Below are 22501 nucleotides of genomic sequence, written 5' to 3'. Positions count from 1 at the left end.
CGCGAAATACGCAAGACGGCCCGCAGGGCTAAAAAGCAGTCGGGGGCCTGAAGGCCCCCGTCCGCTGGATCACATGTTGGGATAGTTCGGTCCGTCGCCACCCTGCGGGACCGTCCAGACGATGTTCTGGAGCGGGTCCTTGATATCGCAGGTCTTGCAGTGGACGCAGTTCTGGCCGTTGATCTGGAACTTGTCCGATCCGTCCTCTGCCTTCACGAACTCGTAGACCCCTGCCGGGCAGTAGCGCTGCGACGGGCCGGCGAATTTCGGCAGGTGCACGTGGGTCGGCAGGTCCGCGTCCTTCAGCTTCAGGTGCGTCGGCTGGTCTTCCTCATGGTTCGTGCCGGAGAACGACACGTTGGTCAGCCGGTCGAAGCTGATCTTGCCGTCGGGCCGCGGGTAGTCGATGGGCTTGTGGCGCTTGGCAGGCTCCGTTGCCTCCGCATCGGTCTTGCCATGGCTGATCGTGCCGAAGAGCGGCCGGCCGAGGATGGTGGCCGCCCACATGTCGACGCCGCCACCGACGAGGCTCGCGGTCAGGCCATACTTGGACCACATCGGCTTCACGTTGCGCACTTTCTTGAGGTCCTCGCCCACCGGGCCGTCGCGCAGTTCCTTGTCGTAGCCGGTCAGTTCATCGCCCGAGCGGCCCTCCTGGATCGCGGCATAGGCATGCTCCGCCGCCGCCTTGCCCGAGAGCATCGCGTTGTGGTTGCCCTTGATCCGCGGGACGTTCACGAGCCCGACGGAGCAGCCGAGCATCGCACCGCCCGGGAAGCACGCCTTCGGCATCGACTGGAAGCCGCCTTCCGTGATCGCCCGCGCGCCATAGGCGACGCGCTTGCCGCCCTCCAGCACCTTCGCGATCTCCGGGTGATGCTTGAACCGCTGGAATTCCATGTACGGGAAGACATGCGGGTTGGTGTAGTTCAGGTGCACCACGAAGCCGAGATACACCTGATTGTTCTCGGCGTGGTACATGAAGGAGCCGCCACCGGCGTTCGAGCCCAGCGGCCAGCCCATGGTGTGGGTGACCTGGCCGAGCTTGTGGTTCTCCGGCTTGACCTCCCAGATCTCCTTCATGCCGAGGCCGTATTTCTGCACGTCGGACGCGGCATCGAGGCCGTACTGCGCGATCGCCATCTTCGACAGCGAGCCGCGCACGCCCTCGGCGAGGAAGACATACTTGCCGTGCAATTCCATGCCCGGCTCGTAACCCGCGCCCTTGGTGCCGTCCTTCGAGATGCCGAACTCGCCCGCGACGACGCCCTTCACTTCACCGTTCTCGCCGTAGACGAGCTCGGAGCAGGACATGCCGGGGAAGATCTCGACGCCCAGCGCCTCGGCCTGCTCGGCCATCCAGCGGCAGACATTGCCCATAGAGACGATGTAGTTGCCGTGGTTGTTGAGGAGCGGCGGCATCGGCCAGGTCGGGATCTTGAGCGAGCCCTGCGGGCCGAGGACCATGAACCGGTCCTCCGTCACTTCCGTCGTGATCGGCGCGCCTTTCTCCCGCCAGTCGGGCATGAGCGCGTCGAGGCCAACGGGATCGAGCACCGCGCCGGACAGGATGTGGGCGCCGACCTCGGAGCCCTTCTCGAGCACCACCACGTTGAGGTCCGCATCGAGCTGCTTGAGCCGGATCGCGGCGGACAGCCCCGCAGGCCCCGCCCCGACGATCACGACGTCGTATTCCATGCTCTCGCGCTCGATCTCTGCCATTGCGTTCCTCTTCGCCGGTCGAGAAATATCGTTGCGCAAAGAGGTATTCAGAGGTTACGCGCAGGTCAATCGGCTGCTGTGCCGAACGCTTGGTCACGGGCGCTTCTGTCGCGCCTCGTGACGAAACGTTTTGGAGAACCTTGGCCACGCCGCTTTCGCTGGTCGCCATCTTGCAACGCCGACGCGCCAGACCTATCGTCTTTGAGGCCGCGTTCCGAGAGGACGCGGCTTTTTCAGTGAAAGACATTTCTGCGCCCCGTGTCTTTTCGGGGCCGGTGGAGGAATGAATGGACAAGGTGCCCCTGACCGAGAAGGGTTTCGCGAAACTCGATGCCGAGCTCAAGAAGCTGAAGCTGGAGGAGCGACCCGCCGTGATCTCCGCCATCGCGGAGGCCCGCGAGCATGGCGACCTGTCCGAGAATGCCGAGTATCACGCCGCGCGTGAGAAGCAGTCCTTCATCGAGGGCCGGATCAAGGAGCTCGAAGGCGTGATTTCCCGCGCCGACGTCATCAAGGTGACGGGCCTGTCGGGCTCCATCAAGTTCGGCGCGACCGTCACCATCGCGGACGAGGACACCGACGAGGAGAAGACCTACCAGATCGTCGGCGAGCAGGAGGCCGATATCGAGGCGGGGCTGCTCAACATGCGCTCGCCCATCGCGCGCGCCCTGATCGGCAAGGAGGAGGGGGACAGCGTCGAGGTCGTGACGCCCGGCGGCACCCGCTCCTACGAAGTCGTCAGCGTGGCCTTCAAGTAGGAGCGCGGCATGGGGGGGATCTGGCGCGGATGGCTGTTGGCCGGGGGCGCGATCCTCGCCTGGGCCGCCGTGGTCCTCGCCTGGCTGCTGACCCAGCCGGCCCCCGGCATGGCCGTCGCCCTCTTCTGCGCTCTCGCCGTGTTGGTGCCCGGCGGGCTCGCCTTCGTCCTGGCACTCACCATCCGGCGGCTGGAGGACTGGCGGGCGGAGGCCCGCGCGCTCGCCTTCATCGTTGACGAGTTGCAGGAGACACCGCCCGTCCCTGCGAAACCGTCCAAGGAAGTCTCCGACATGCTCGCCCGGATCACCGAGCGGCAGCGGGTGACGGACCGGGCGCTCTATGCTCTCCTGGAGGGGCGGGAGGCCGACCGGACCGTGCTGGAGAAGGTGGCGGAGAATGCGGCCCGGGCTGCTGAAAGCGGCAAACCCAGCCGGTTGCTCGCCAAGCCCCTGCGCCCCGCGCCGAAGCCCGAGACGGCGCAGCGCTCCCTCCCCTTCGACGAGCCGTCGGCGGCGGAGCCCTCCGGCCCACCCGAGTGGCCGGAGATCCTGCGCGCCCTCAACTTCCCGACCGATGCGGACGACACCGCGGGCTTCCGCGCCATGCGCCGCGCGATGCAGGACCGCTCCGTTGCCCAGGTCCTGCGCGCGGCGGAGGACGTGCTGAACCTGCTCTCCCAGGACGGGATCTACATGGACGATCTCGACCCGGTCGCCACAGACCCCTCCCTCTGGCGCCGCTTCGCCGAAGGTGAACGCGGCAGCGAGCTTGCGGGGCTCGCCGGCATCGAGGACACGACCGCCATCAGCCTCACGCGCGGACGGATGCGCACGGACGAGGTGATGCGCGACACCGCGCTCCACTTCCTGCGCCACTTCGACCTGCTGTTGAAGGAGATGGCGCCGACACTGGCCGACGAAGATATCGGGCGGCTCGCCGACACTCGCACCGGCCGCGCCTTCATGCTGCTCGCGACCGTGACCGGCGCGCTCGATTAGCGCACGGTCTCGCCACCGTCCCAGATCCGACCGAGCCACAGGGCGAGCACCAGCCCGATCAGCGACATCACCCCGGCGATCCCGTAGGTGAGCCCGCCCGCCATCGGATAGACCACCGAGGCGATCGCCATACCGAGCGCCATCAGCACCCCGCCCGCCGCCGAGCTGAACATGCCCTGGGCCGAGGCCGCCAGCCGCTCCGGCACGGCAGCCGCGATGAAGGCGATCCCGCCCAGATGCCCCGCGCCGAAGGTCAGCGCGTGCAGCACCTGAAGGCCCCAGAGCGTCGCCCCCGTCGGATCGAACATCATCCAGCCCCAGCGCACCACCCCCGCCGCGGCACTCAGTGCAATAGCCCCCACCGCGCCGAAGCGCCGGATCAGCCAGGTTCCGGCGATCAGCATCAGCACCGTCTCCATCGCGACGGCAAAGGCCCAGAGCTGCCCGATCACCGGCTCGCTGACCCCCAGCGCCTCCCAATGCAGGGAACCGTAGGCGTAGAGCACGGCATGCGAGCTCTGCGCCATGCCGATGGCGACGATGAAGATAACGAAGCGCTTCTCCGTCAGCATCCGCCCCAGGTCACCCAGCCGCGGGGGATGCGGCTGGCGCACATTGCCGCCGCCCGGATGCGTCCACGCGGTCCAGACGCAGAAGATCAGCGCCACCACGATCCACCACTGTGCGACGACCACGCCGTAGCGCGCGATTAGCCAGCCGACCGCGAGGCTCGCCAGAAGGAACGACAGCGAGCCCATGGAGCGGACAGGCGCATAGCCGAAGCCTCCCGTCCGTGCCGCGGCCGTGCCCAAGGCATCCGCGATCGGGATCATCCCGGCAAAAACGACACCCGTGACCAGCGTCGCGACCAGCAGCACGCCGCGCGCATCGAGCAGCCCGTGGACGGCGAAGGTCACCGCCCCGATCCCGGCCACCGCCGCCAGAACCGCGCGCCGCGCGTCCAGCCGGTCGGCGAGCGCCGGCACCGCGAGCCCCGCCAGCACCCGGATCACGATGCCGGCGGCTGTAAATCCCCCGATCTCCGCCGCGGTCAGCCCCCATTCGGCGAGCCAGAGCGGCCAGAACGGCAGGTGCACACCGAGTGCGGCAAAGATCGCGGCATAGGCGGCAGCGGTCCGCAGCCCGGCAGGGCTCAGCGCATTCGGTCGGGGCATGGTGATCTCCTCACGCCGGAGCGGCCCGCCACTGCTACCACCGCAGCCGCCTCGCGCAAGCACCCGCCTTCATCTTTCTCCAAATACGCGATCCGAGAGGGGTCAGAGGCCAAACGCCTCGAACGGCAGGTACCGCACCGGGGTGCCGGGTTTCACGTCGAGCCCGTCGTCCGGCAGCTCGCACAGCCCCTCGGCCCAGCTCAGGCCCGAGACGCGGCCGGAGCCTTCGGAGGCGAAGACCTCCACCTGCCCGTCCCGCACCCGCGCGCGCAGGTACTCGCGCCGACCCGGCTTCTTGCGTTTCTCGAAGGCCGCAGGCAGCCACAGCGGCTGCGGCACCTGCCAGCCCGCCCCCGCCATCAGCCCCAGCGCGGGCCGGGCGAAGATCAGCGTGCAGACGAAGGCCGCGACCGGGTTGCCCGGCAGGCCGAAGACCGGCGTGCCCTGCCACATCCCCAGCGCCAGTGGACGCCCCGGCTTCACGGCGATGCGCCAGGTGGAGACGGAGCCCTCGGCGGTCAGAAGGGCCGAGATGTGATCCTCGTCCCCCGCCGATGCGCCGCCGGAGGTCAGGATCGCATCGGCCTCCGCCGCGCCACGCTGGAGCGCGGCCCGAACCTCGCCCTCCCGATCCCGCGCGATGCCCAGATCGACCGGCGCGTAGCCCCAGCGCCGGACCAGATCGAGCAACATCGGCCGGTTCGCGTCGAAGATGGCACCCGGACGGGCCGCGCTGCCGGGCTCCACGACCTCATCCCCGGTAGACAAGACGGCAACGCGCAGAGGCTTGCGCACGGCGAGCCGGTCCACCCCTACGGCACTTGCCAGCGCGAGGTCCTGTGGGCGCAGCAGTAGCGGCGCTGCGAGGACCTCGGCCCCGGCCTCGGCGTCCTCGCCAGCAGGGCGGACATTGGCGCAGGGCTTCAGCCGCGCCTCGAATCGGACCGCACCATCCTCGACCGCCACATCCTCCTGCAACACGATCGTGTCGGCCCCCTCGGGCAGCACTGCGCCGGTCAGGATGCGCAGCGCATGACCGGGTGGCACGGTTCCGTCGAAGGGCGCCCCCGCCGCCGCACGGCCCGGGGCCAGCGGCAAACGCACCGGGCCGGCGAGCCCCGCCGCCGCGAACGCATACCCGTCCACCGCCGCATTGGCCGCGGGCGGGTTGGACCGGCGGGCCACCACGGCCACCGCCAGCACCCTTCCGCCAGCCTGCGCCACCGGGACCTGCTCCACCTCGGCAATCGGGATGAGACCGGCGCGCAGCCGCTCCAACGCCTCGTCCACCGGCGTCCAGTCCACGCCCGGCGGTAGGGCGAAGCAGTCGTTGGAGAGCTTGGGTGTCGATGCAACCGCACCCGGCACCCCGAGGATCCACCCCTCCTCCCGCGCGATGACCTCGGGCTGCTCGACGGTAGGGCTCAGAAGGCTCGCCAGCGTCCCTTCCCGATCCCACTGCGCGATCCGCTCCGCCGTCACGGCGACCTGCACGGCGTCCTTGATGTCGCCGTCGCCGAGCCGCGTCTTCACCGCGTCGTTGAAGAGGGAGGGATAGATCTCCGCCAGCACCGCGTCGCCCTCCGGCACCGTGAGGCCGGTGTCGAAGGGCCAGACTTCGGCCCCGGTCTCCGCCGCCAGCCGCTCCAGCGCCGCGACACCGAGGATCGCCTGCGAGCCGACGGAACCTGCGCCCGCGAGCTGCCAGACCTCCTTCGCGCCGCGCACCTGCTCCTCGATCAGCCGCCGGCGCGGCAGGCCGTGGCCGTCGCGCAGATCGGTGAAAGGGATCTCCGCCCAGCGGTCGCGATGCGACTTCGACCAGTACGGGCCGACGCCCGGCAAGGCCCGGTTGACAGCCTCGGCCACGTCATAGCGGTTGTTGGCGTTGTCCGGCGCATCCTCGATCCGCCCCGCGAACCAACGCCAGAGGTCGCGCGCCCGCGCCTCTCCGGTCAGATGCGCCGCCAGACCCCGCGGCCAGCCGAAGGGAAAGTCGAAGCCGACGAGGATGCGGCGCCCCGCGACACGATCCTCCCAGATCAGCGCGGCGATCGCCTCCAGCGCCGCCGCCCGCGTTCGATGATAGGTCGGCAGCTCCGCCACGCCGCCGCGCACCACGCCGATCCAGATCGCATCCGCCGCGGGCTTTGCTGGCGAGGGCTGCGAGCGCGCCGACCAGTCCACCGCGACATGCGTGTCGAAGATCATGCGAGGCCGACCTCGCGCAGGATGAACGCCGCGATCGCCTCCGTATCGTCGAGCGGTAGGACTGGCACCGCCAGCCCCTCGGGCGCGCTGTCGCTCGCCACCGCACGGATCGTGGGATCGTCCCGCGCGATCAGCGGTTGGCCGGTGGCCACCCGATGCGCCTCGACCTTCGGATGGCGGTCGCGCTTGTAGCCCTCGACCAGCACCAGATCGACCGGGGAGAGGCGCGCAAGCAGCGCCTCCAGCGGCGGCTCCTCGTCGCCGCGCAGCTCGTGCATCAGCGCCCAGCGGTTGCGCGAGGCGAGCAGCACCTCGGTCGCACCGGCCTCCCGGTGGCGATAGCTGTCCTTGCCCGGCTGATCGACGTCGAACGAATGGTGCGCGTGTTTGACGGTGGAGACGGTGAAGCCGAGGCCCGCAATCTCGGCCACCAGCCGCTCGACCAGCGTGGTCTTGCCGGAATTCTTCCAGCCGGTCACGCCGTAGAGCCTCATGCCCGCGCCCTCGCCCGCTCCAGATCCTCGGGGGTGTTGACGTTGAAGAACGGGTCTTCGCCGTCGAAGACGACGCGGGCGACGCCGTGCGGATCGGTCCAGGCGATCACCTTACGGGTGCCACCGGAGAGGGCCGCGCGCAGGTCGTCGCGCAGGGAGACGGACCAGAGGCCGAACGTGGGATGCCGGTCGAAGCCGCCCTCGCGGGCCGTCTCGGCCCGCGCGAGCGGTACACGCTCCGACACCATGCCGAGGTAGAGGCCGTGAACCAGGCTCTCCGGAAAGAACGGCGTGTCGGCGGCGGCGGTGGCGATCAGATCGAACCCCTCACCCGCAGCCCAGTCCATGCCCGCAAGCACGCCAGCGAGCGGTCCCGGATGGCCTTCAACATTATCGGCGATCACGGGGAGGCCGAATGCGGCAAACCGCTCCGGATCGCCGTTTGCATTGATCGCCAGGGCCTCCACCTGCGGGCTGAGCCGGTCGATGACGTGGGCGAGGATCGGCTTGCCGCCGAGCTCCAGCAGCCCCTTGTCACCGCCGCCCATCCGGGTCGCGAGACCACCGGCGAGGATCACCCCGGCGATCTTCACGAGCGCCCCAAAATCTTCGATCGAAGATTTTGCCCAAGACTTTTCGGAGGAAAAGTCTTCACCCCGCCGCTCCCTTCCGGCGCAGTTTCGCCGGTTCGTCCTCGACCGCGGCGGGGTCGGCGTCGCGCACCAGGCGATCCGCACCCGAAAGGCAGATGAAGCGTTTGCCCCGCATCCGCCCGATCAGCGTCAGACCCACGCGCCGGGCGATCTCCACGCCCCAGGCGGTGAAGCCCGAGCGGCTCGCGAGCACCGGGATGCCCATCAGCGCCGTCTTGATCACCATCTCGGAGGTCAGGCGCCCGGTGGTGTAGAGCATTTTGTCCTCAGGCCCCACACCCTCCATCCGCATCCAGCCTGCGATCTTGTCGACGGCGTTGTGGCGCCCGACATCCTCCATGTAGACGAGCGGGCGGTCGGCTCGGCAGAGCACCGTGCCGTGGATCGCGCCCGCCTCCAGATAGAGGCTCGGCGTCGTGTTGATCTCCTTGGCCAGCGCGTAGAGCCAGGAGGTGCGGACCTCCGCGGCGGGCAGTGTCACGCCGTCGAGCCCCTCCATCATGTCGCCGAAAACGGTTCCGACCGCGCAGCCCGAAGTACGGGTCTTACGGCTCAGCTTCTCCTCGTAATCGGTGGCGCGCTCGGTGCGCACGACCACGGTCTCGACCTCCTCGTCGAAATCGACGCCAGTCAAGCGGTCGGTCGGCAGCAGCATGCCCTGGTTGGCGAGATAGCCGACGGCGAGCCATTCCGGATGGTCTCCGATCGTCATAGCCGTCACGATCTCCTGACTGTTGAGGTAGATCGTCAGCGGCCGCTCCTCGACGACGCGGATCTCCTGCACCTGCCCCTCGTGGTCCACGCCCTCGACCGCCCGCGTCAGCCGCGGGTTCGCCGGATCGGGACCGATGAGGTAGCCGCTCATGCCGCCTCCGCCCGCGTGAAGCGGCCCTTGCGCAGGAAGGCGCCGACCTGCGTCGCGGCATCGGCGGAGAGCGGCAGCATCCCGTGAATCGTCGTGGTCAACAGCGCATCCGCGTGGTCGATGCCGAGCGCGGAGGCCACGGGCACCATCCCGTCGGACGGCCCGTCGATACCCCAGAGCTCCGTCACCCGGCCCAGCGGGGCGGAGCCCGCGATGATGCCGAGGTCGCGGGCGATGGCGGGCGGCAACTCCTCCAGTCCCAGATCCGCCGCGGCGATCCTTTCGAGTGCAGGCCCCATCAGATCGGCCACGAAGCGCACGTCGCGAAACGCCTCGGCCATCGGTGAGCCCTGGTTGGGCGAGCCGAGCTGCACGACGCGGCGCACACTGTCGGGATGGTCGCATTTCAGCCGCAACGCCAGAACGCCGCCAAGCGAGTGGCCCACGAGGTGGCAGCCCTCCGGGGCTTCACGCGCGATCTGCGCTTCGAGCACCGCCTGCGCCTCGGCCGGCGGCACGTGTCGGGAGGGGTAGTCGAGCAGAAAGGTCGCGAAGCCCAGCCGCTCCAACCGGTTCGCCATGACCCGCATCGAACCGGGGCCGCGCCCCAGCCCGTGGATCAGCCCGACCGGCCTGTCTGTGCTCATCCCGTCCTCCATCTCGCCCCCGAGTTAGAGAGCTTTGCCCGGGCCTTGTCCACCGCCCATCGTCCCTTCATCGCGTCCGGCGATTGCGCCCGTCACAATTCAGCATTTGTAGATACCGGCCGCGATACCTATCCCTCAGGATCGGAGGATTTCACGATGAGCGGACCGAGCACGCGCACATGGTACTGGCAGGGCGTCCGCGACGGGCTGCCCTTCACGCTGGTGGTGACCCCCTTCGCGCTGCTCTTCGGCGTGGTGGCGACCGAGGCGGGGCTCGACATCGCGAGCACGATGGGCATGACGATCCTCGTGATCGCGGGGGCCGCGCAGTTCACCGCGCTCGCGCTGATGGAGGAGCAGGCGCCCACCTTCGTCGTCCTCCTGACCGCGCTGGCGGTGAATCTGCGGATGGCGCTTTATTCGGCGTCGATGAGCACACATCTGCGCGGCGCGCCGGTCTGGCAGAAGGCGATCGCGGCCTATTTCCTGGTAGATCAGTCCTATGCCGCCGCCGCCCTTAAGTACGAGCGGGAGCCGGGGGCGTCAGTCTCCGCCAAGCTCGGCTACTTCTTCGGAGTGATGACGCCGGTCGCGCCGCTCTGGTACGGCTTCACGCTGGTGGGCGCGGTGGCGGGTTCTGCGATCCCGCCGGAATACGCGCTCGACTTCGCGATCCCGATCACCTTCATCGCGCTGGTCGCGCCCTCCTTGCGGTCGCTGCCGCATCTGGTGGCGGCGACGGTGTCGGTCGTCCTGGCGCTGGCGCTGGTCTGGGTGCCCTACTCGCTCGGCCTGATCGCGGCGGCGATCGTGGCGATGGCCGCAGGGGCTGCGACCGAGATCGCGTTGGAGCGGCGGAGGGCCCCGGCATGATCGATCCTGTCACGGTCTGGACTGTCATCATCGTGCTGGGGCTCGGCACTTTCCTGATCCGCTTCTCCTTCCTCGGCTTGATCGGCGACCGGGACCTGCCGGACTGGGCGCTGCGCCTGCTGCGCTACGTGCCGGTGGCAGTGATGCCAGGACTGGTCGCACCGCTTGTCGTCTGGCCCGAGGCGACGGGCGGCAGCCCCGACGCGGCACGGATCGGCGCGGCGCTGGCGGCCTTCGCGATCGGGGCGGCAACGCGGAACACGCTGGGCGCGATCCTGGGCGGGATGGCGGCGCTGTATCTGCTGCTATGGGTGACGTAGCTCCGGGGCGCTGCCCGCCGCCGCCGCCAGGCGAAACAATTACAACGGCAACCCGCCGCCCGCGCGAACCGTCCTGAGAGCGAAGCTCGAATGCATCTGGGCCACGCCCGGCAGGCGGGACAGGTATTCGCGGTGGATACGGGCGAAATCCTCGCTGTCCGCCGCCATGACCTTCACGAGGTAATCCGCGCTGCCCGCCATTAGGTGGCATTCCACGACGTCCGGCACGCGGGCGAGCGCTGCTTCGAACGCATCGAGCACCTCCTCGCTCTGCCCCTGCAAGGTGATCTCCACGAAGACGACCGTCTGCCGCCCCACCGCCCGAGGATCGAGGCGCGCGATGTAGCCGGTGATGACGCCCGCCTTCTCCATCCGCCGCACCCGCCGGTGGCAGGCCGACGGCGAGAGGTGCACCTCCTCCGCCAGGGCCGCGTTCGTCAATCGCCCGTCCCGCTGGAGGGCGCTAAGAATCGTCAGGTCGAGCGTATCGAGCTCCATCAACGCAAGATCCTTCGACAGATCAGCGCCAGAACGCCGATGTTTGCAGCGCACAATGCCGCCTAGCGCAGGATCTTCGCAAGCACATTCGCGGCACAACACGGCACACTTCCCGCAAACAGGAGGTTTCGACATGCGCATCGGTTGTCCTAAGGAGATCAAGACCCGCGAGTATCGCGTGGGCCTTAGTCCCGCCGCAGTCACGGCCCTCACAGCCCGGGGCCACTCGGTGGTGATCGAGACCGGCGCCGGAGAGGGCGCGGGTTTCGACGACGACGCCTACCGCGCCGCGGGGGCCGAGATCGGGGACGTGGACGCCGCCTTCTCCGCCGACATGATCGTCAAGGTGAAGGAGCCGCAGGCCGTCGAGCGCGCGCGCCTTTCCGAGGGGCAGCTTCTCTTCACCTATCTCCACCTCGCGCCCGACGTGCCGCAGACCGAGGAGCTGCTGGCCTCGGGCTGCACCGCCATCGCCTATGAGACCGTCACCGACCGCGACGGCCATCTGCCGCTGCTCGCACCGATGTCCGAGGTCGCTGGACGGCTCGCGCCGCAGGTCGGCTCCTGGGCCCTGCAGAAGGCCAATGGCGGCCGCGGCGTACTGATGGGCGGCGTGCCCGGCGTCGGCCCGGCGGAGGTCGTGGTGCTCGGCGGCGGGGTGGTCGGCACCCATGCGGCCCGGATCGCGGCGGGGATGGGGGCGGAGGTCACGGTGCTCGACCTCTCCCTGCCCCGGCTGCGCCAGCTCGACGACCTGTTCTCCCGCGACTTCCGCACGCGCTACGCCAGCGAGGCCGCCATCGCAGACCTCATCACCCGCGCCGACATGGTGATCGGCGCCGTCCTGATCCCCGGGGCCGAGGCGCCGAAGCTCGTCCGCCGCGCCCACCTGCCCACGATGAAAACCGGCGCGGTGCTGGTGGACGTTGCCATCGACCAGGGCGGCTGCTTCGAGACCTCGACGCCCACCACCCATGACGAGCCCATCTACGAGGTGGACGGCATCGTGCACTACTGCGTGGCCAACATGCCGGGCGCTGTGGCCCGCACCTCCACCATCGCGCTCGGCAACGCCACGATGCCCTTCGTGCTGGCGCTGGCCGACAAGGGCTGGGCGCGGGCCTGTGCCGAGGACCCGCACCTCGCCGCCGGTCTCAACATCCATGCCGGGCAGCTCACGAATGCCGCCGTGGCACAGGCGCAGGGGCGGGACTTCGCCGCCCCCGCGGAGGTCGCTCAGGCCGCCGCCTGATCCTTGGCGAGCAGGTCGCGGATCTCGGCCAGGAGCTCCTCCTGCGTCGGGCCCTTGGGCTCGAGCTCGGGGGCCTCTTCCTTCTCCGCCACGCTTTCCTTGATCCGGTTCACGCCCTTGACCAGCAGGAACACGACGAAGGCGATGATCAGGAAGTTGATGACCGCGTTGATGAAGGAGCCGTAGGCGAAGGTGGCCACGCCCGCATCCTGCGCCGCGGCAAGTGAGGCGAACTCGCCCTCGCCCAACAGAACGAACTGGTTCGAGAAGTCGACGCCGCCGGTGATGATCCCGATGATCGGATTGATCAGATCCTCGACGACGGAGGTCACGATTGCGGTAAAGGCCGCGCCGATAATGATCCCGACGGCCATGTCCATGACGTTGCCGCGCGCAATGAAGTCCTTGAATTCCTGCCACATGGTGAGCGTCCCCTGGTTGACGGTTCCGTATTGAAACGGTGCACACACAACTTTTGCGTGTGCAAGTTTTCTTTCGGCAACAGAACAATCTCGGCGTTTGGGATAGTTTGTTTCGGCTAGGGCGATTGGACGCAGCGCGCCGCCGGGATAGCTCCTGACCCGCACCACACATCAGGGAGAGGCCCGTGTCCGACCTTCTCGACCACCCGATCACCAAGCTCCGCCCACCCCAGCATCCCGACCGCCTGCAGCTCTACTCCTTCCCGACGCCCAACGGCATCAAGGTGAGCGCGATGTTGGAGGAGACGGGTCTGCCCTACGAGGCGCACACGATCTCGATCATGCGCGACGACCAGATGACGCCGGAGTTCCTGGCGCTGAACCCCAACAACAAGATCCCCGTGATCATCGATCCGGACGGCCCGAACGGCACGCTCGCCCTCTTCGAGACGGGCGCGATCCTGATCTATCTCGGCGAGAAGACGGGCCAGTTCTATCCGACCGCGCCCGAGAAACGCTTCGAGGTCACGCAGTGGCTGATGTGGCAGATGGGCGGGCTCGGTCCGATGCTCGGCCAGTTCGGCCATTTCTACAAGTTCGCCGCCGACAAGGTGAGCGATCCCTATGCCAAGACCCGCTACACGGACGAGGGCAAGCGGCTCCTGAAAGTGCTCGACGGCCACCTGCAGGACCGGGAGTTCGTGGCGGCCGGCGAGTACACCATCGCCGACATCGCGATCTGGCCCTGGATCAACGTCATCGCCTTCTATGGCGGGGAGGAGGCGCTGGGCCTCGCCGACCTGCCCAATGTGGTGCGCTACCGCGATGCCTGCCTCGCCCGGCCCGCCAGCCAAGCCGCGCGCAACATCCCGCCGCGCGACGGCTGAGGCCCCGCGACGCCGCGCCGCTGGACCGGCGCGGCGATTCCTGAGACGCTAACGCGGTGCGACCGGGGATCCATCGAGATGAGCGACGTCGACACCCGCCTGAAACCGAAAGCGAAGACCAAAACGGAGCGTCCGCCGCTCTACAAGCTCATCCTGCTCAACGACGACTACACCCCGCGCGACTTCGTCGTGACGGTCCTCAAATCGATCTTCCGCATGAGCGAGGGCGAGGCGATGGGCGTCATGCTCACCGCCCACCAGCAGGGCGCCTGCGTCGTCGCCGTCTTCACCAAGGAGGTGGCCGAGGCGAAGGCCCAGCAAGCCACCGACGCCGGCCAGAGCCAAGGCTACCCCCTCGCCTTCACGACCGAGAAGGAGGGTTAAGCCCGCATCCCAGTCGCGATCTTTTCCGCCATCATGATGGTGGGTGCGTTGGTGTTCCCGCCGATTAGCGTCGGCATCAGGGAGGCGTCGACGACCCGCAGGCCCTCGACCCCGCGGATGCGGCCCTCGGGGTCGGCGGGCGCGTCGGGGCCGCCCATGCGCACCGTGCCGACCGGGTGGTAGATGGTGTCGGCGCGGGCGCGGATGTGCTCGACGAGGTCCTCGTCGGCGACGCCCTCGGTGTAGATCTCCCGGCTGCTATAGGTCCGCAGCGGCGGCGCGTCCATGATACGGCGCATGGCCGAGACGCCCTTCATCAGCACCTCCAGATCCTCCGGCGCGTCGAGGTAGTTCGGATCGATCGCCGGCGCCTTGCGCGGATCGGACGAGGCGAGCCGGACAGTTCCGCGCGATTTCGGCCGCAGCACGCAGGCATGGCAGGAAAAACCGTAGCCCAGGTGCAGCTTGCGCGCGTGGTCGTCGATGATTGAGGGCACGAAGTGGAGCTGCACGTCGGGCCGGTTGAGCGCCGGATCAGTGCGGAGGAACGCCCCCGCCTCCGACCCCGGGCTCGCGATCATCGAGGTTCCGTCACGCCGCCATTGCAGGCTGTCGCGGATGAGCTGCGTGATCCCCGCGAGGCCGATGCCGAGGCCCACCGGCCGGTCGGACTTGTAGCAGAGGATGAAGTCGAGGTGGTCCTGCAGATTGGCGCCGACCTCCGGGCTGTCATGCAACACCTCGATCCCGTGCTCGGCAAGACGCGCTCCGGGCCCGATGCCGGAGAGCTGAAGCAGGTGCGGTGAGCCGAACGCACCGGCGCTCAGGATCACCTCGCGCCGTGCGCGTACCGTTTTCTGCCCGCCTTTTCGGTAGGTTACGCCGGCCGCGCGGTTCTCCTCGAACACCACCCGCTCAGCCTGTGCGCGTGTGATCACATGCAGGTTCGGCCGGTCCATCACCGGATGCAGATAGGCGGCCGCGGCCGAACAGCGCTCTCCGTTCCGTTCGTTGCCGGAGTACTGCGTGACCTGAAAGAGCCCGGCGCCCTCCTGCTCCGCCCCGTTGAAATCTGTTGTCCGGCGGAGCTGCGTCTCGGCGGCGGCATCGACAAAGGCGTGGCTGATCTCGCGCGGTGTCTGCTGATCGCTCACTGCGAGCGGACCGCCGACCCCGTGCAGATCGTCGGCACCTCGCGAGTTATGTTCGCAGGCCCGAAACCATGGCAGCACGTCGTCCCACGACCAGCCCTCGGCGCCCGCCGCGGCCCAGTCGTCGTAATCGGAAGGATGCCCGCGGACATACAACATCGCGTTGATGGCCGACGAGCCGCCCAGCGCCTTGCCGCGCGGCTGGAAGCCCCTGCGGTTGTTGAGATTTTTCTGCGGCACCGTCTGCAGTGCCCAGTTGTTTACCTTGGGCCGGCCCGAGATCATGGTGGCGATGCCCAGCGGCGCGCGGATCACGAGGTCGCGGCCCTCGCCACCCGCCTCCAGCAGGCAGACCGTGATGCCCGGATCCTCGCTGAGGCGCGCGGCCATCACGCAGCCGGCCGAGCCGCCGCCCACGATAACGTAGTCGAATTCCATCCGTCCCCTCCCGTTTTTCCGCGAGGGTCGCAGGATGGGACTAGCCGGGCAAGCGCCCCGTCAGCACGTAGCGCAGGATCTCGGCTACCTGACGCGGCGTCTCGCAGACCGCGTTCGCCGCCGCATCCACCTCCTTCAGCGCGTGGGCGTGATCGGAATTGTGCAGGATGACGAGGGACTTGCCGAGGGCCGCGGCGTAACCAGCATCGAAGGCCGCATTCCACTGGCGGTACTTCTCACCGAAGCGGACGACGACCACGTCCGCCTCCTCGATCGCGTGGCGGGTTCGGATCGCGTTGATCTTCGCGCCCTTGTGGTCGTGCCAGAACTTGTTCGGTTCGGCGCCCAGAATGGCCACGCCGCAATCGTCGGAGGCCGCGTGATCGGTCACCGGCGCGGTAAAGGTCACGTCCAGCCCCTCGGCAGCGCGAGCCACCTCCTCCCGCCAGTCGGTGTGGATCTCACCGGAAAGGTAAACGGTCCAGGCCATGCGCGTTAACTCCGTTCGGGCCCGTGCACAGCGCGTATGATTTGCGTATGACGCGCGTATGCCAAGCGTTTCAGTCGGGAAAGGGCGTTAACCTTGGTAAACGCCCTCTCTCTTCACGAAATATCCCCGCCGGAGGCCGGCTAGCGCCGTCAGGCGCGCAGCTCTCCGCCGGTCGCTTTCTTCACCGCAGCGACGACCTTTTCGCCGACCGCCTCGATCTCCTTGTCGGTCAGGGTCGCCTCGGTCGGTTGCAGCCGCACCGCGATGGCGACGGATTTCTTGCCCGCGCCCATCTGCGCCTCGGCCCGCTCACCAGCGAAGACGTCGAAGACGCTGACCGCCTCGATCAACGCCTTGTCGGCGCCCTTGGCCGCCCGCACCAGCTTGTCGGTTTCCAGGTCCGCATCGACGATGAAGGCGAAGTCGCGTTCGACCGCCTGCAAATCGGCCAGCGTCAGCGCGGGCCGGGTCGCCGACTTCCGCTTCGGGAACGGGATGTTGGCGAGGAAGACGGTGAAGGCCATGGCAGGCCCCTTCAGGTCCAGCGCCTCGACCACGCGCGGGTGCAGCTCGCCGAAAACCGCGAGCGGGTTCTTCGGGCCAAGGCCGAGCACAGCAGAGCGGCCCGGATGGTACCATTCGGGCGCGCTGCGCATCGGCATCAACCGCTCGACCGGTGCGCCGAGGGTGGCAAGCAGCGCCTCGGCATCCGCCTTCACGTCGTACAGATCGACGGGCCGCCGGGTGCCGTGGGCGTTGCGCGGCGCGGTCTGGCCGACGCGGATGCCGGTGGCGAGCAGCTTCTCCTCACCCGGCTCGCCGCCGGGGAAGGCCATGCCGACCTCGAAGAGCGCGAGATCGGCGAAACCGCGTGCTTGGTTACGAGCGGCGGCGTTCATCAGGCCGGGCAGGAGGGTGGGCCGCATGTGGCTCATCTCGGAGCTGATCGGGTTCGCGACCTCCGTCGCGTCCGTCCCGCCACCGAAGAGCGCCGCATGGTCCGCCTGGATGAAGGAATAGGTCACGCACTCATTGTAGCCGAGGCCCGCGATCGTGCGCCGCGCGCTGGCGGTCCGGGTCTGCATCGGAGTGAGCACGGGCTTCGCGACGCCGGGCTTCGCGCGGCGCATCGGCTTGCCTTCGAGCTTGGTGAGGGAGGCGACGCGAGCGACCTCTTCGACCAGGTCGGCCTCGCCCTGCACGTCGGGGCGCCAGGAGGGGACGCCGACGCTGATCTCACCCGCCTCGGCGAGGGGGGCGACCGGACTGAGGGCCGCCATGGCCTTCGCCACGGTGCCGGGCTCGGCGCAGTCGAAACCGAGCGCTTCGAGAATGCGGATCTGTTCGGCGCGCGGGATCTCCATGCCGACAAGGCTCACGACCCGCTCGGGCCGCAGGATGTAGCGGCGGGCGGTGTCGGGCACCTCACCGGCCTGCACGACCTCGGAGGCCTCGCCGCCACAGAGATCGAGGATCAGGCGGGTGCCGAGCTCCATCCCATCGGGGGTGAAGGCAGGGTCCGCGCCGCGCTCGAACCGGTAGCGGGCGTCGGAGTTGATCTTGAGCGCGCGGCCTGTATTCGCCGTGCGGATCGGGTCGAACCAGGCCGCTTCCAAGTAGACGTTGGTGGTCGTCTCGGTGCAGCCCGAGAGCTCACCGCCCATGATGCCGCCGATCCCCTCAGGTCCTGCCTCGTCCGCGATCACGGTCATGCCGTCCGCGAGCGCGTAGTCCTTCCCGTCGAGGGCCGTCAGCGTCTCGCCGTCCTTCGCGAAGCGCACGGTGATGTCGCCCGTCACCTTGTCCGCGTCGAAGACATGGAGCGGGCGGCCGCGGTCGTAGGTGACGTAGTTGGTGATATCGACGAGCGCGGAGATCGGGCGCAGGCCGATGGCGATCAGGCGCTGCTGCATCCATTTCGGGCTTGGGCCGTTGGTCACGCCGCGGATGTGGCGGCCGAGGAAGAGCGGGCAGGCCTCATCCGCGACCTCGGGGGCGAGGTACACCTTGATCGGGCTGTCATACTGGCCGGGGACCGCCGGGATATCGGCCTGTTTCAGCGTACCGAGGCCACGGGCGGCGAGGTCGCGGGCGATGCCGCGCACGCCCAGCGCGTCGGGGCGGTTGGGGGTGATCGCGATCTCGATCACCGGGTCGTTGAGGCCCGCATAATCGATGAAGCGCTGGCCGACCTGCGCGTCCTCGCCCAGCTCGATGATGCCGTCATGCTCGTCCGAGAGCTCCAGCTCGCGCTCGGAGGCCATCATGCCGTGGCTCTCGACGCCGCGGATCTTGCCAACCTGGATGGTGGTGTCGATGCCCGGGACGTAGTCGCCGGGCTGAGCGACGACGACCTTGATGCCGGCACGCGCATTGGGCGCGCCGCAGATGATCTGCTGCGTACCGTCGGCGGTCTCGACCATGCAGACGCGCAGACGGTCGGCGTCGGGGTGCTTCTCTGCCGACTGGACATAGCCGATGCGGAAGGCGCCGAGCCGGTCCTCGGGATTTTCCACGCCCTCGACCTCCAGCCCCAGATCGGTGAGGGCGTAAAGGATCTCGTCCAGCGTCGCCTCGGTGTCGAGGTGATCCTTGAGCCAGTTGAGGGTGAATTTCACGGCACGGCCTCCTTCGTCGTCGGAGGACCGTCTAGCGCATCGCCTCCCGCCGCGAAAGGGGGGCGGAGCCGGGGCTGAGCCGGTCCTTCGTCTCGCCAATCAGGCGGGTCGCCGTCTCGGCCAGGGCGCGGATCTCGTCGGAGATGACGCCGAAGCTGCGCCCGGCCTCGCCGCCCGCCCGCGCGGCCTCGACCGAGGCGTTGAGCGCGATGAGGCGCACCTGCAGGCCAATCTGTTCGAGCTGGCCGACGAGGCCGTCGATGGTCGCGCGGTTGCGCTCGATCTCCTGTATCCGCTCGTCGGCGGCGGCGCGGTTGCGCTCGGCCATCAGGTTGAGGAGGTCGTAGACGGCGGGCACGACATCCTCGCGCGAGCGGCGCGCGATCTCGACCGCGGTGGGGCGGTCGATCCGGACCTGTCCGGACAACAGGCCGCGCAGGTCGCGCAGGAAGGAGCGGATCACGTTGGCTGGTGCGTCGGCGCGCTGGTCGAGGGTCGCCACCTCGTCGCCGTCGACCACGGCGCCGCCGTCGAGGGCGCGGTCCAGCATCTCCCGCATCAGGGGGGTGAGGCCGTCGGCCTCCTCCGCCGAAGCCGTGGCGTACTGGATAGCAAGCGCCCCGAGGTTTAGCGAGAGGCCGCGGACCGTGCCGAGGCGGGTGAGCGCGCCGGTGCTGTCGACCTCCGAACTGAACGGATCCTTCTGGAAGATCCGGTGCGTGCCGGTGCCACCAGGCCGCGTGGCGATGGGTGCGGGACTGTTCATGCGACCTCTGATGACGTGTCGGGGGCGGAGCGGCCCCGCGCATTGCCCATCGCGGCGTCGAGCCGGTCGACATGCTGGCGGGCATCGCGCGCAAGGCGGTTGGTGGTGTCGGCGAGGGCGCGGATTTCCTCGGCGATCACGCCGAAGCTGCGGCCCGACGCGCCGCCGGCGCGCGCCGCCTCGACCGAAGCGTTGAGCGCGATGAGGCGGACCTGCAGGCCGACCTGCTCGATCTCGACCATGATGCCGTCCACGGCGCTGCGCATCTGGCCCGCGGTCTCAAGCCGTTGGCTGGCGGCCCGCGCCTCCTCCTCCCCCAGCCGGTTGATGAGCTTGCTGATCGCGGGCGAGAACTGGTGCCAGATCGCGTCCGAGAGGGCGACGGCGGTCTTGCGCGACATGCTGAGCGAGCCGCTGCGCGCCGTCGCGTCCTCCAGCCGCCGAAGGACGGAGCGGATCACCTGGATGTCGCCGCGCAGCTCACCGGTGTGGTCGTCGCGCTCGGCCTCCGGCAGCAGTTCGTCGAGGGAGGCCCGGATCTCCTGCACCTGCATGTCATAACCGTCGCGCAGGGCCTGTCGTTCCTCCTCACTGTCGGCAGTGGCGGCGGTGAGGGCGATGTTGGCGCAGAGGAGCGCACGGCCACGGCAGAGGCCGACGCGCAGCATCCGGTCCCCCATGGGGGCGTGAAAGACGTCCTCTTCCGTCGTGTCACGCATGAAATGCCCTTGCCGCCGATGCTCCGCTCCGTCCCTCGTCGCACGAAGCGGTTGCAATGGCGTTAACGGCGCAGGAGTGCGAAGAGCAGGAGCGGCAACAGCAGGACCGCCCAGATCGCCGCGTTGACCAGCGTGAGCCTGAGCGCGACGTCGAAGGGCATCCGGTCCGATGTGAGCATGGCGATATGACCGCCCACCACCATCAGGGCGAGCACGATAAACCAGAGGCGACGCAAGCTAGACATGCCGCGAAAAGAACGCGTCGCCCTGCCAGCCGCAATTCACCAGAGGGTCGCGCGGCGGGACGCCTCAGGCGAGATCCTCGACGAGGCGAAAGCGTTCGAAGACCAGCATCATCTCGGGATCGAACCCACCATTGCGCTTGAAGTACTCCGCATGACCGGCGCGCCAGCCCTCCAGCGTCTCGTCCTCACCCTCGGCCAGCGCCAGCTCCTCGGGCACGTCGCAGAAGCGGATCTGCTCGGTGTGCAGGGTCTCGATCACGAAGACCGGGTTGCCATCCCAGTCGAGCGCGATGTCTCGACGGCCAACCACGGGCACGTCGTCCTTGCCGGCTTCGTAATCGGCAAGCGGCCCGCATGTCGCCCGCTTCTTGCCGGCGCGGACCAGCGCGATCAGCCTGTCGCAGAGCATGCGGCTGTCGCCCATGGTGAAGGTGATGGCGCCGGGATAGCGGGCGGAGAGCTTCTCAATTGTATTACAGTCGTTTCTCACCACTCGCCTCCGAGGCGATTGCGCACTTCTTCCTTAAGCAAAGCAACAGACACGTCATAAAGTATGGGCAGCGTCACAGATCCCGCCCGATGCTTGATCTTAGACCATCTGCTCTCCGAGCGCACTGCTTCTAAAAAATCATGACCCTGACTAGTAAGGCGGTAGCTGGTCTCACCAACTGGAAGCATCAAACCAGCATCACAAAGAAGCTCTATATGATAGTAACGCTTCTTTTCTTCCAAACTAGCACCAAGCGTCAGCGAAGAAAGCACGATAAAATCGCTGCTCGACTCAAACTCTGTCAAAAGCTCGCGAAGATAGTCCTCGTCTCTCTTCAACGACTCAACCCGCCCTGTACGCTGGGGACGTCGAGCGCCGCGAAGCCGTAGTGGCGCAGCCAGCGCAAGTCGCTGTCGAAGAAGGCGCGCAGGTCGGGGATGCCATATTTCAGCATCGCGATGCGGTCGATGCCCATGCCGAAGGCGAAGCCCTGCCACTGGTCGGGGTCGATGCCGCCGGCCTCCAACACCTTGGGGTGGACCATGCCGGACCCGAGGATCTCCAGCCAGTCGTCGCCCTCGCCGATCTTGAGCTGGCCGCCAGCCCAAGAGCAGCGGATGTCGACCTCGGCCGAGGGTTCGGTGAAGGGGAAGTGCGAAGCGCGGAAGCGCAGCTCGACCCCGTCCACCTCGAAGAAGGCGCGGCAGAACTCCTCCAGCGTCCACTTGAGGTTCGCCATGGAGATGTCGCGGTCGATGGCGAGCCCCTCGACCTGGTGGAACATCGGCGTGTGGGTCTGGTCGTAGTCGGCGCGGTAGACGCGCCCCGGGCAGATCGTGCGGATGGGCGCGCCATGCTCCTGCATCGCGCGGATCTGCACCGGCGAGGTGTGCGTGCGCAGCACGTGGGGCGGACGGTTATCGCCCTCGCCCCGCTTCATGTAGAAGGTGTCCATCTCTGCCCGCGCGGGATGGTGGCCGGGGATGTTGAGCGCGTCGAAATTGTACCAGTCGGTCTCGATCTGCGGGCCTTCGGAGACCGTATAGCCGAGATCGGCGAAGATCGCGATGACCTCCTCGCTGACCTGGGAGATCGGGTGAAGCGTGCCGGATTGCGCGGGCCGGGGCGCGGCGCTCACATCCATCCACTCGGTCTTCAGGCGCTCCTCGAGGGCGGCGTCGGCCAGCGCGGCCTTGCGGGCGATGAGGGCGGAATTGAGCTCGTTCTTCAGGGCGTTGAGCGCGGGGCCGGCGGTCTGCCGCTCCTCCGGGCTCATCTTGCCGAGCTCGCGCATCTTGAGGCTGACCTCGCCCTTCTTGCCCAGCGCGGCGACGCGCGTGTCCTCCAGCGCGGCCTCGTCGGAGGCGTCTGTGATGCGGGAGAGCCAGGTGGCGCGGAGCGTGTCGAGATCGGTCATCGGAAAG

The 22501-nt window shown here is 68.3% G+C and carries 25 protein-coding genes; 7 read left to right on the top strand and 18 right to left on the bottom strand.

Annotated features, from left to right (window positions below):
* Positions 1–69 precede the first annotated feature (69 nt).
* Complete coding sequence (locus I0K15_RS13545) at positions 70–1722, bottom strand: electron transfer flavoprotein-ubiquinone oxidoreductase (protein WP_196102041.1); 1653 nt, start codon at positions 1720–1722, stop codon at positions 70–72.
* A 287-nt stretch (positions 1723–2009) separates the two neighbouring features.
* On the opposite strand from I0K15_RS13545, the gene greA reads away from it, so the two are divergent.
* Together greA and I0K15_RS13535 are read left to right on the top strand one after the other, a co-directional pair.
* A complete protein-coding gene (greA, locus tag I0K15_RS13540; protein WP_196102040.1) occupies positions 2010–2480 on the top strand; it encodes a transcription elongation factor GreA in 471 nt (156 codons plus the stop codon).
* 9 nt (positions 2481–2489) lie between these two features.
* A complete protein-coding gene (locus tag I0K15_RS13535) occupies positions 2490–3479 on the top strand; it encodes a hypothetical protein (protein WP_196102039.1) in 990 nt (329 codons plus the stop codon).
* Here I0K15_RS13535 and I0K15_RS13530 read toward each other — a convergent pair.
* From I0K15_RS13530 to I0K15_RS13505, 6 genes are all read right to left on the bottom strand, one after another.
* Positions 3476–4654: an MFS transporter gene (locus I0K15_RS13530; protein WP_196102038.1), complete on the bottom strand. Its 1179-nt coding sequence runs from the start codon at positions 4652–4654 to the stop codon at positions 3476–3478. The genes I0K15_RS13535 and I0K15_RS13530 overlap by 4 nt on opposite strands.
* A 102-nt stretch (positions 4655–4756) precedes the next feature.
* Entirely contained in the window at positions 4757–6865 is a 2109-nt protein-coding gene (locus I0K15_RS13525) for a molybdopterin-binding protein (RefSeq protein WP_196102037.1), read from the bottom strand.
* Positions 6862–7359, bottom strand: a complete 498-nt coding sequence (gene mobB, locus I0K15_RS13520; protein ID WP_196102036.1) for a molybdopterin-guanine dinucleotide biosynthesis protein B — start codon at positions 7357–7359, stop codon at positions 6862–6864. Before mobB ends, I0K15_RS13525 begins: the two co-directional genes overlap by 4 nt.
* Positions 7356–7907, bottom strand: a complete 552-nt coding sequence (mobA, locus tag I0K15_RS13515) for a molybdenum cofactor guanylyltransferase MobA (protein WP_196105472.1) — start codon at positions 7905–7907, stop codon at positions 7356–7358. The genes mobB and mobA overlap by 4 nt, the downstream gene beginning before the upstream one ends.
* 103 nt (positions 7908–8010) lie before the next feature.
* Complete coding sequence (locus I0K15_RS13510; protein ID WP_196102035.1) at positions 8011–8877, bottom strand: formate dehydrogenase accessory sulfurtransferase FdhD; 867 nt, start codon at positions 8875–8877, stop codon at positions 8011–8013.
* Positions 8874–9524 carry an esterase/lipase family protein gene (locus I0K15_RS13505; protein ID WP_196102034.1) on the bottom strand — a complete coding sequence of 217 codons (651 nt, stop codon included), beginning with the start codon at positions 9522–9524 and terminating at the stop codon, positions 8874–8876. Before I0K15_RS13505 ends, I0K15_RS13510 begins: the two co-directional genes overlap by 4 nt.
* A gap of 156 nt (positions 9525–9680) precedes the next feature.
* On the opposite strand from I0K15_RS13505, the gene I0K15_RS13500 reads away from it, so the two are divergent.
* Together I0K15_RS13500 and I0K15_RS13495 are read left to right on the top strand one after the other, a co-directional pair.
* Entirely contained in the window at positions 9681–10397 is a 717-nt protein-coding gene (locus tag I0K15_RS13500) for an AzlC family ABC transporter permease (RefSeq protein ID WP_196102033.1), read from the top strand.
* Complete coding sequence (locus I0K15_RS13495) at positions 10394–10717, top strand: AzlD domain-containing protein (RefSeq protein ID WP_196102032.1); 324 nt, start codon at positions 10394–10396, stop codon at positions 10715–10717. Before I0K15_RS13500 ends, I0K15_RS13495 begins: the two co-directional genes overlap by 4 nt.
* 39 nt (positions 10718–10756) lie before the next feature.
* Here I0K15_RS13495 and I0K15_RS13490 read toward each other — a convergent pair whose 3' ends face one another.
* On the bottom strand, positions 10757–11215 hold the full coding sequence (locus I0K15_RS13490) for an Lrp/AsnC family transcriptional regulator (protein WP_196102031.1): 459 nt from the start codon (positions 11213–11215) through the stop codon (positions 10757–10759).
* Positions 11216–11348: 133 nt separating this feature from the next.
* Here I0K15_RS13490 and ald point away from each other — a divergent pair, with 133 nt between their 5' ends.
* Entirely contained in the window at positions 11349–12467 is a 1119-nt protein-coding gene (ald, locus tag I0K15_RS13485; protein WP_196102030.1) for an alanine dehydrogenase, read from the top strand.
* Here the strand turns inward: ald and mscL are convergent.
* Positions 12452–12889: a large conductance mechanosensitive channel protein MscL gene (gene mscL, locus I0K15_RS13480; RefSeq protein ID WP_196102029.1), complete on the bottom strand. Its 438-nt coding sequence runs from the start codon at positions 12887–12889 to the stop codon at positions 12452–12454. The two genes, ald and mscL, sit on opposite strands and share 16 nt — an antisense overlap.
* A gap of 185 nt (positions 12890–13074) precedes the next feature.
* Here mscL and I0K15_RS13475 point away from each other — a divergent pair, with 185 nt between their 5' ends.
* Together I0K15_RS13475 and clpS are read left to right on the top strand one after the other, a co-directional pair.
* Entirely contained in the window at positions 13075–13776 is a 702-nt protein-coding gene (locus tag I0K15_RS13475) for a glutathione S-transferase N-terminal domain-containing protein (protein WP_196102028.1), read from the top strand.
* Between the two features lie 78 nt (positions 13777–13854).
* A complete protein-coding gene (gene clpS, locus I0K15_RS13470; protein ID WP_196102027.1) occupies positions 13855–14160 on the top strand; it encodes an ATP-dependent Clp protease adapter ClpS in 306 nt (101 codons plus the stop codon).
* Here the strand turns inward: clpS and I0K15_RS13465 are convergent.
* From I0K15_RS13465 to pheS, 9 genes are all read right to left on the bottom strand, one after another.
* Positions 14157–15749, bottom strand: a complete 1593-nt coding sequence (locus tag I0K15_RS13465) for a GMC family oxidoreductase (protein WP_196102026.1) — start codon at positions 15747–15749, stop codon at positions 14157–14159. The genes clpS and I0K15_RS13465 overlap by 4 nt on opposite strands.
* A gap of 40 nt (positions 15750–15789) precedes the next feature.
* Positions 15790–16239, bottom strand: coding sequence for a YtoQ family protein (locus I0K15_RS13460; RefSeq protein WP_196102025.1), 450 nt, complete (start codon positions 16237–16239; stop codon positions 15790–15792).
* Between the two features lie 149 nt (positions 16240–16388).
* The gene (gene pheT, locus I0K15_RS13455; RefSeq protein ID WP_196102024.1) at positions 16389–18857 is read right to left on the bottom strand and encodes a phenylalanine--tRNA ligase subunit beta; all 2469 of its coding nucleotides are present in this window, start codon (positions 18855–18857) and stop codon (positions 16389–16391) included.
* Between the two features lie 31 nt (positions 18858–18888).
* Positions 18889–19623 (bottom strand): methyl-accepting chemotaxis protein, encoded by a 735-nt coding sequence (locus I0K15_RS13450; protein WP_196102023.1) that lies wholly within the window; start codon positions 19621–19623, stop codon positions 18889–18891.
* Positions 19620–20342: a methyl-accepting chemotaxis protein gene (locus I0K15_RS21185; protein WP_196102022.1), complete on the bottom strand. Its 723-nt coding sequence runs from the start codon at positions 20340–20342 to the stop codon at positions 19620–19622. Before I0K15_RS21185 ends, I0K15_RS13450 begins: the two co-directional genes overlap by 4 nt.
* A 62-nt stretch (positions 20343–20404) precedes the next feature.
* Positions 20405–20587: a phenylalanyl-tRNA synthetase subunit beta gene (locus I0K15_RS13440; RefSeq protein ID WP_196102021.1), complete on the bottom strand. Its 183-nt coding sequence runs from the start codon at positions 20585–20587 to the stop codon at positions 20405–20407.
* Positions 20588–20651: 64 nt separating this feature from the next.
* Positions 20652–21077: an ASCH domain-containing protein gene (locus I0K15_RS13435; protein WP_422393983.1), complete on the bottom strand. Its 426-nt coding sequence runs from the start codon at positions 21075–21077 to the stop codon at positions 20652–20654.
* Positions 21074–21415 carry a DUF2513 domain-containing protein gene (locus I0K15_RS13430; RefSeq protein ID WP_196102020.1) on the bottom strand — a complete coding sequence of 114 codons (342 nt, stop codon included), beginning with the start codon at positions 21413–21415 and terminating at the stop codon, positions 21074–21076. The genes I0K15_RS13435 and I0K15_RS13430 overlap by 4 nt, the downstream gene beginning before the upstream one ends.
* Positions 21412–22494 carry a phenylalanine--tRNA ligase subunit alpha gene (gene pheS / locus I0K15_RS13425; RefSeq protein ID WP_196102019.1) on the bottom strand — a complete coding sequence of 361 codons (1083 nt, stop codon included), beginning with the start codon at positions 22492–22494 and terminating at the stop codon, positions 21412–21414. Before pheS ends, I0K15_RS13430 begins: the two co-directional genes overlap by 4 nt.
* Between the last annotated feature and the right edge of the window lie 7 nt (positions 22495–22501).

The organism is Pontivivens ytuae (genome assembly GCF_015679265.1).
GTDB lineage: Bacteria > Pseudomonadota > Alphaproteobacteria > Rhodobacterales > Rhodobacteraceae > Pontivivens > Pontivivens ytuae.
The sequence above is the reverse complement of the archived record's forward strand: the minus strand, read 5'-3'. Positions and strand labels throughout refer to the sequence as shown.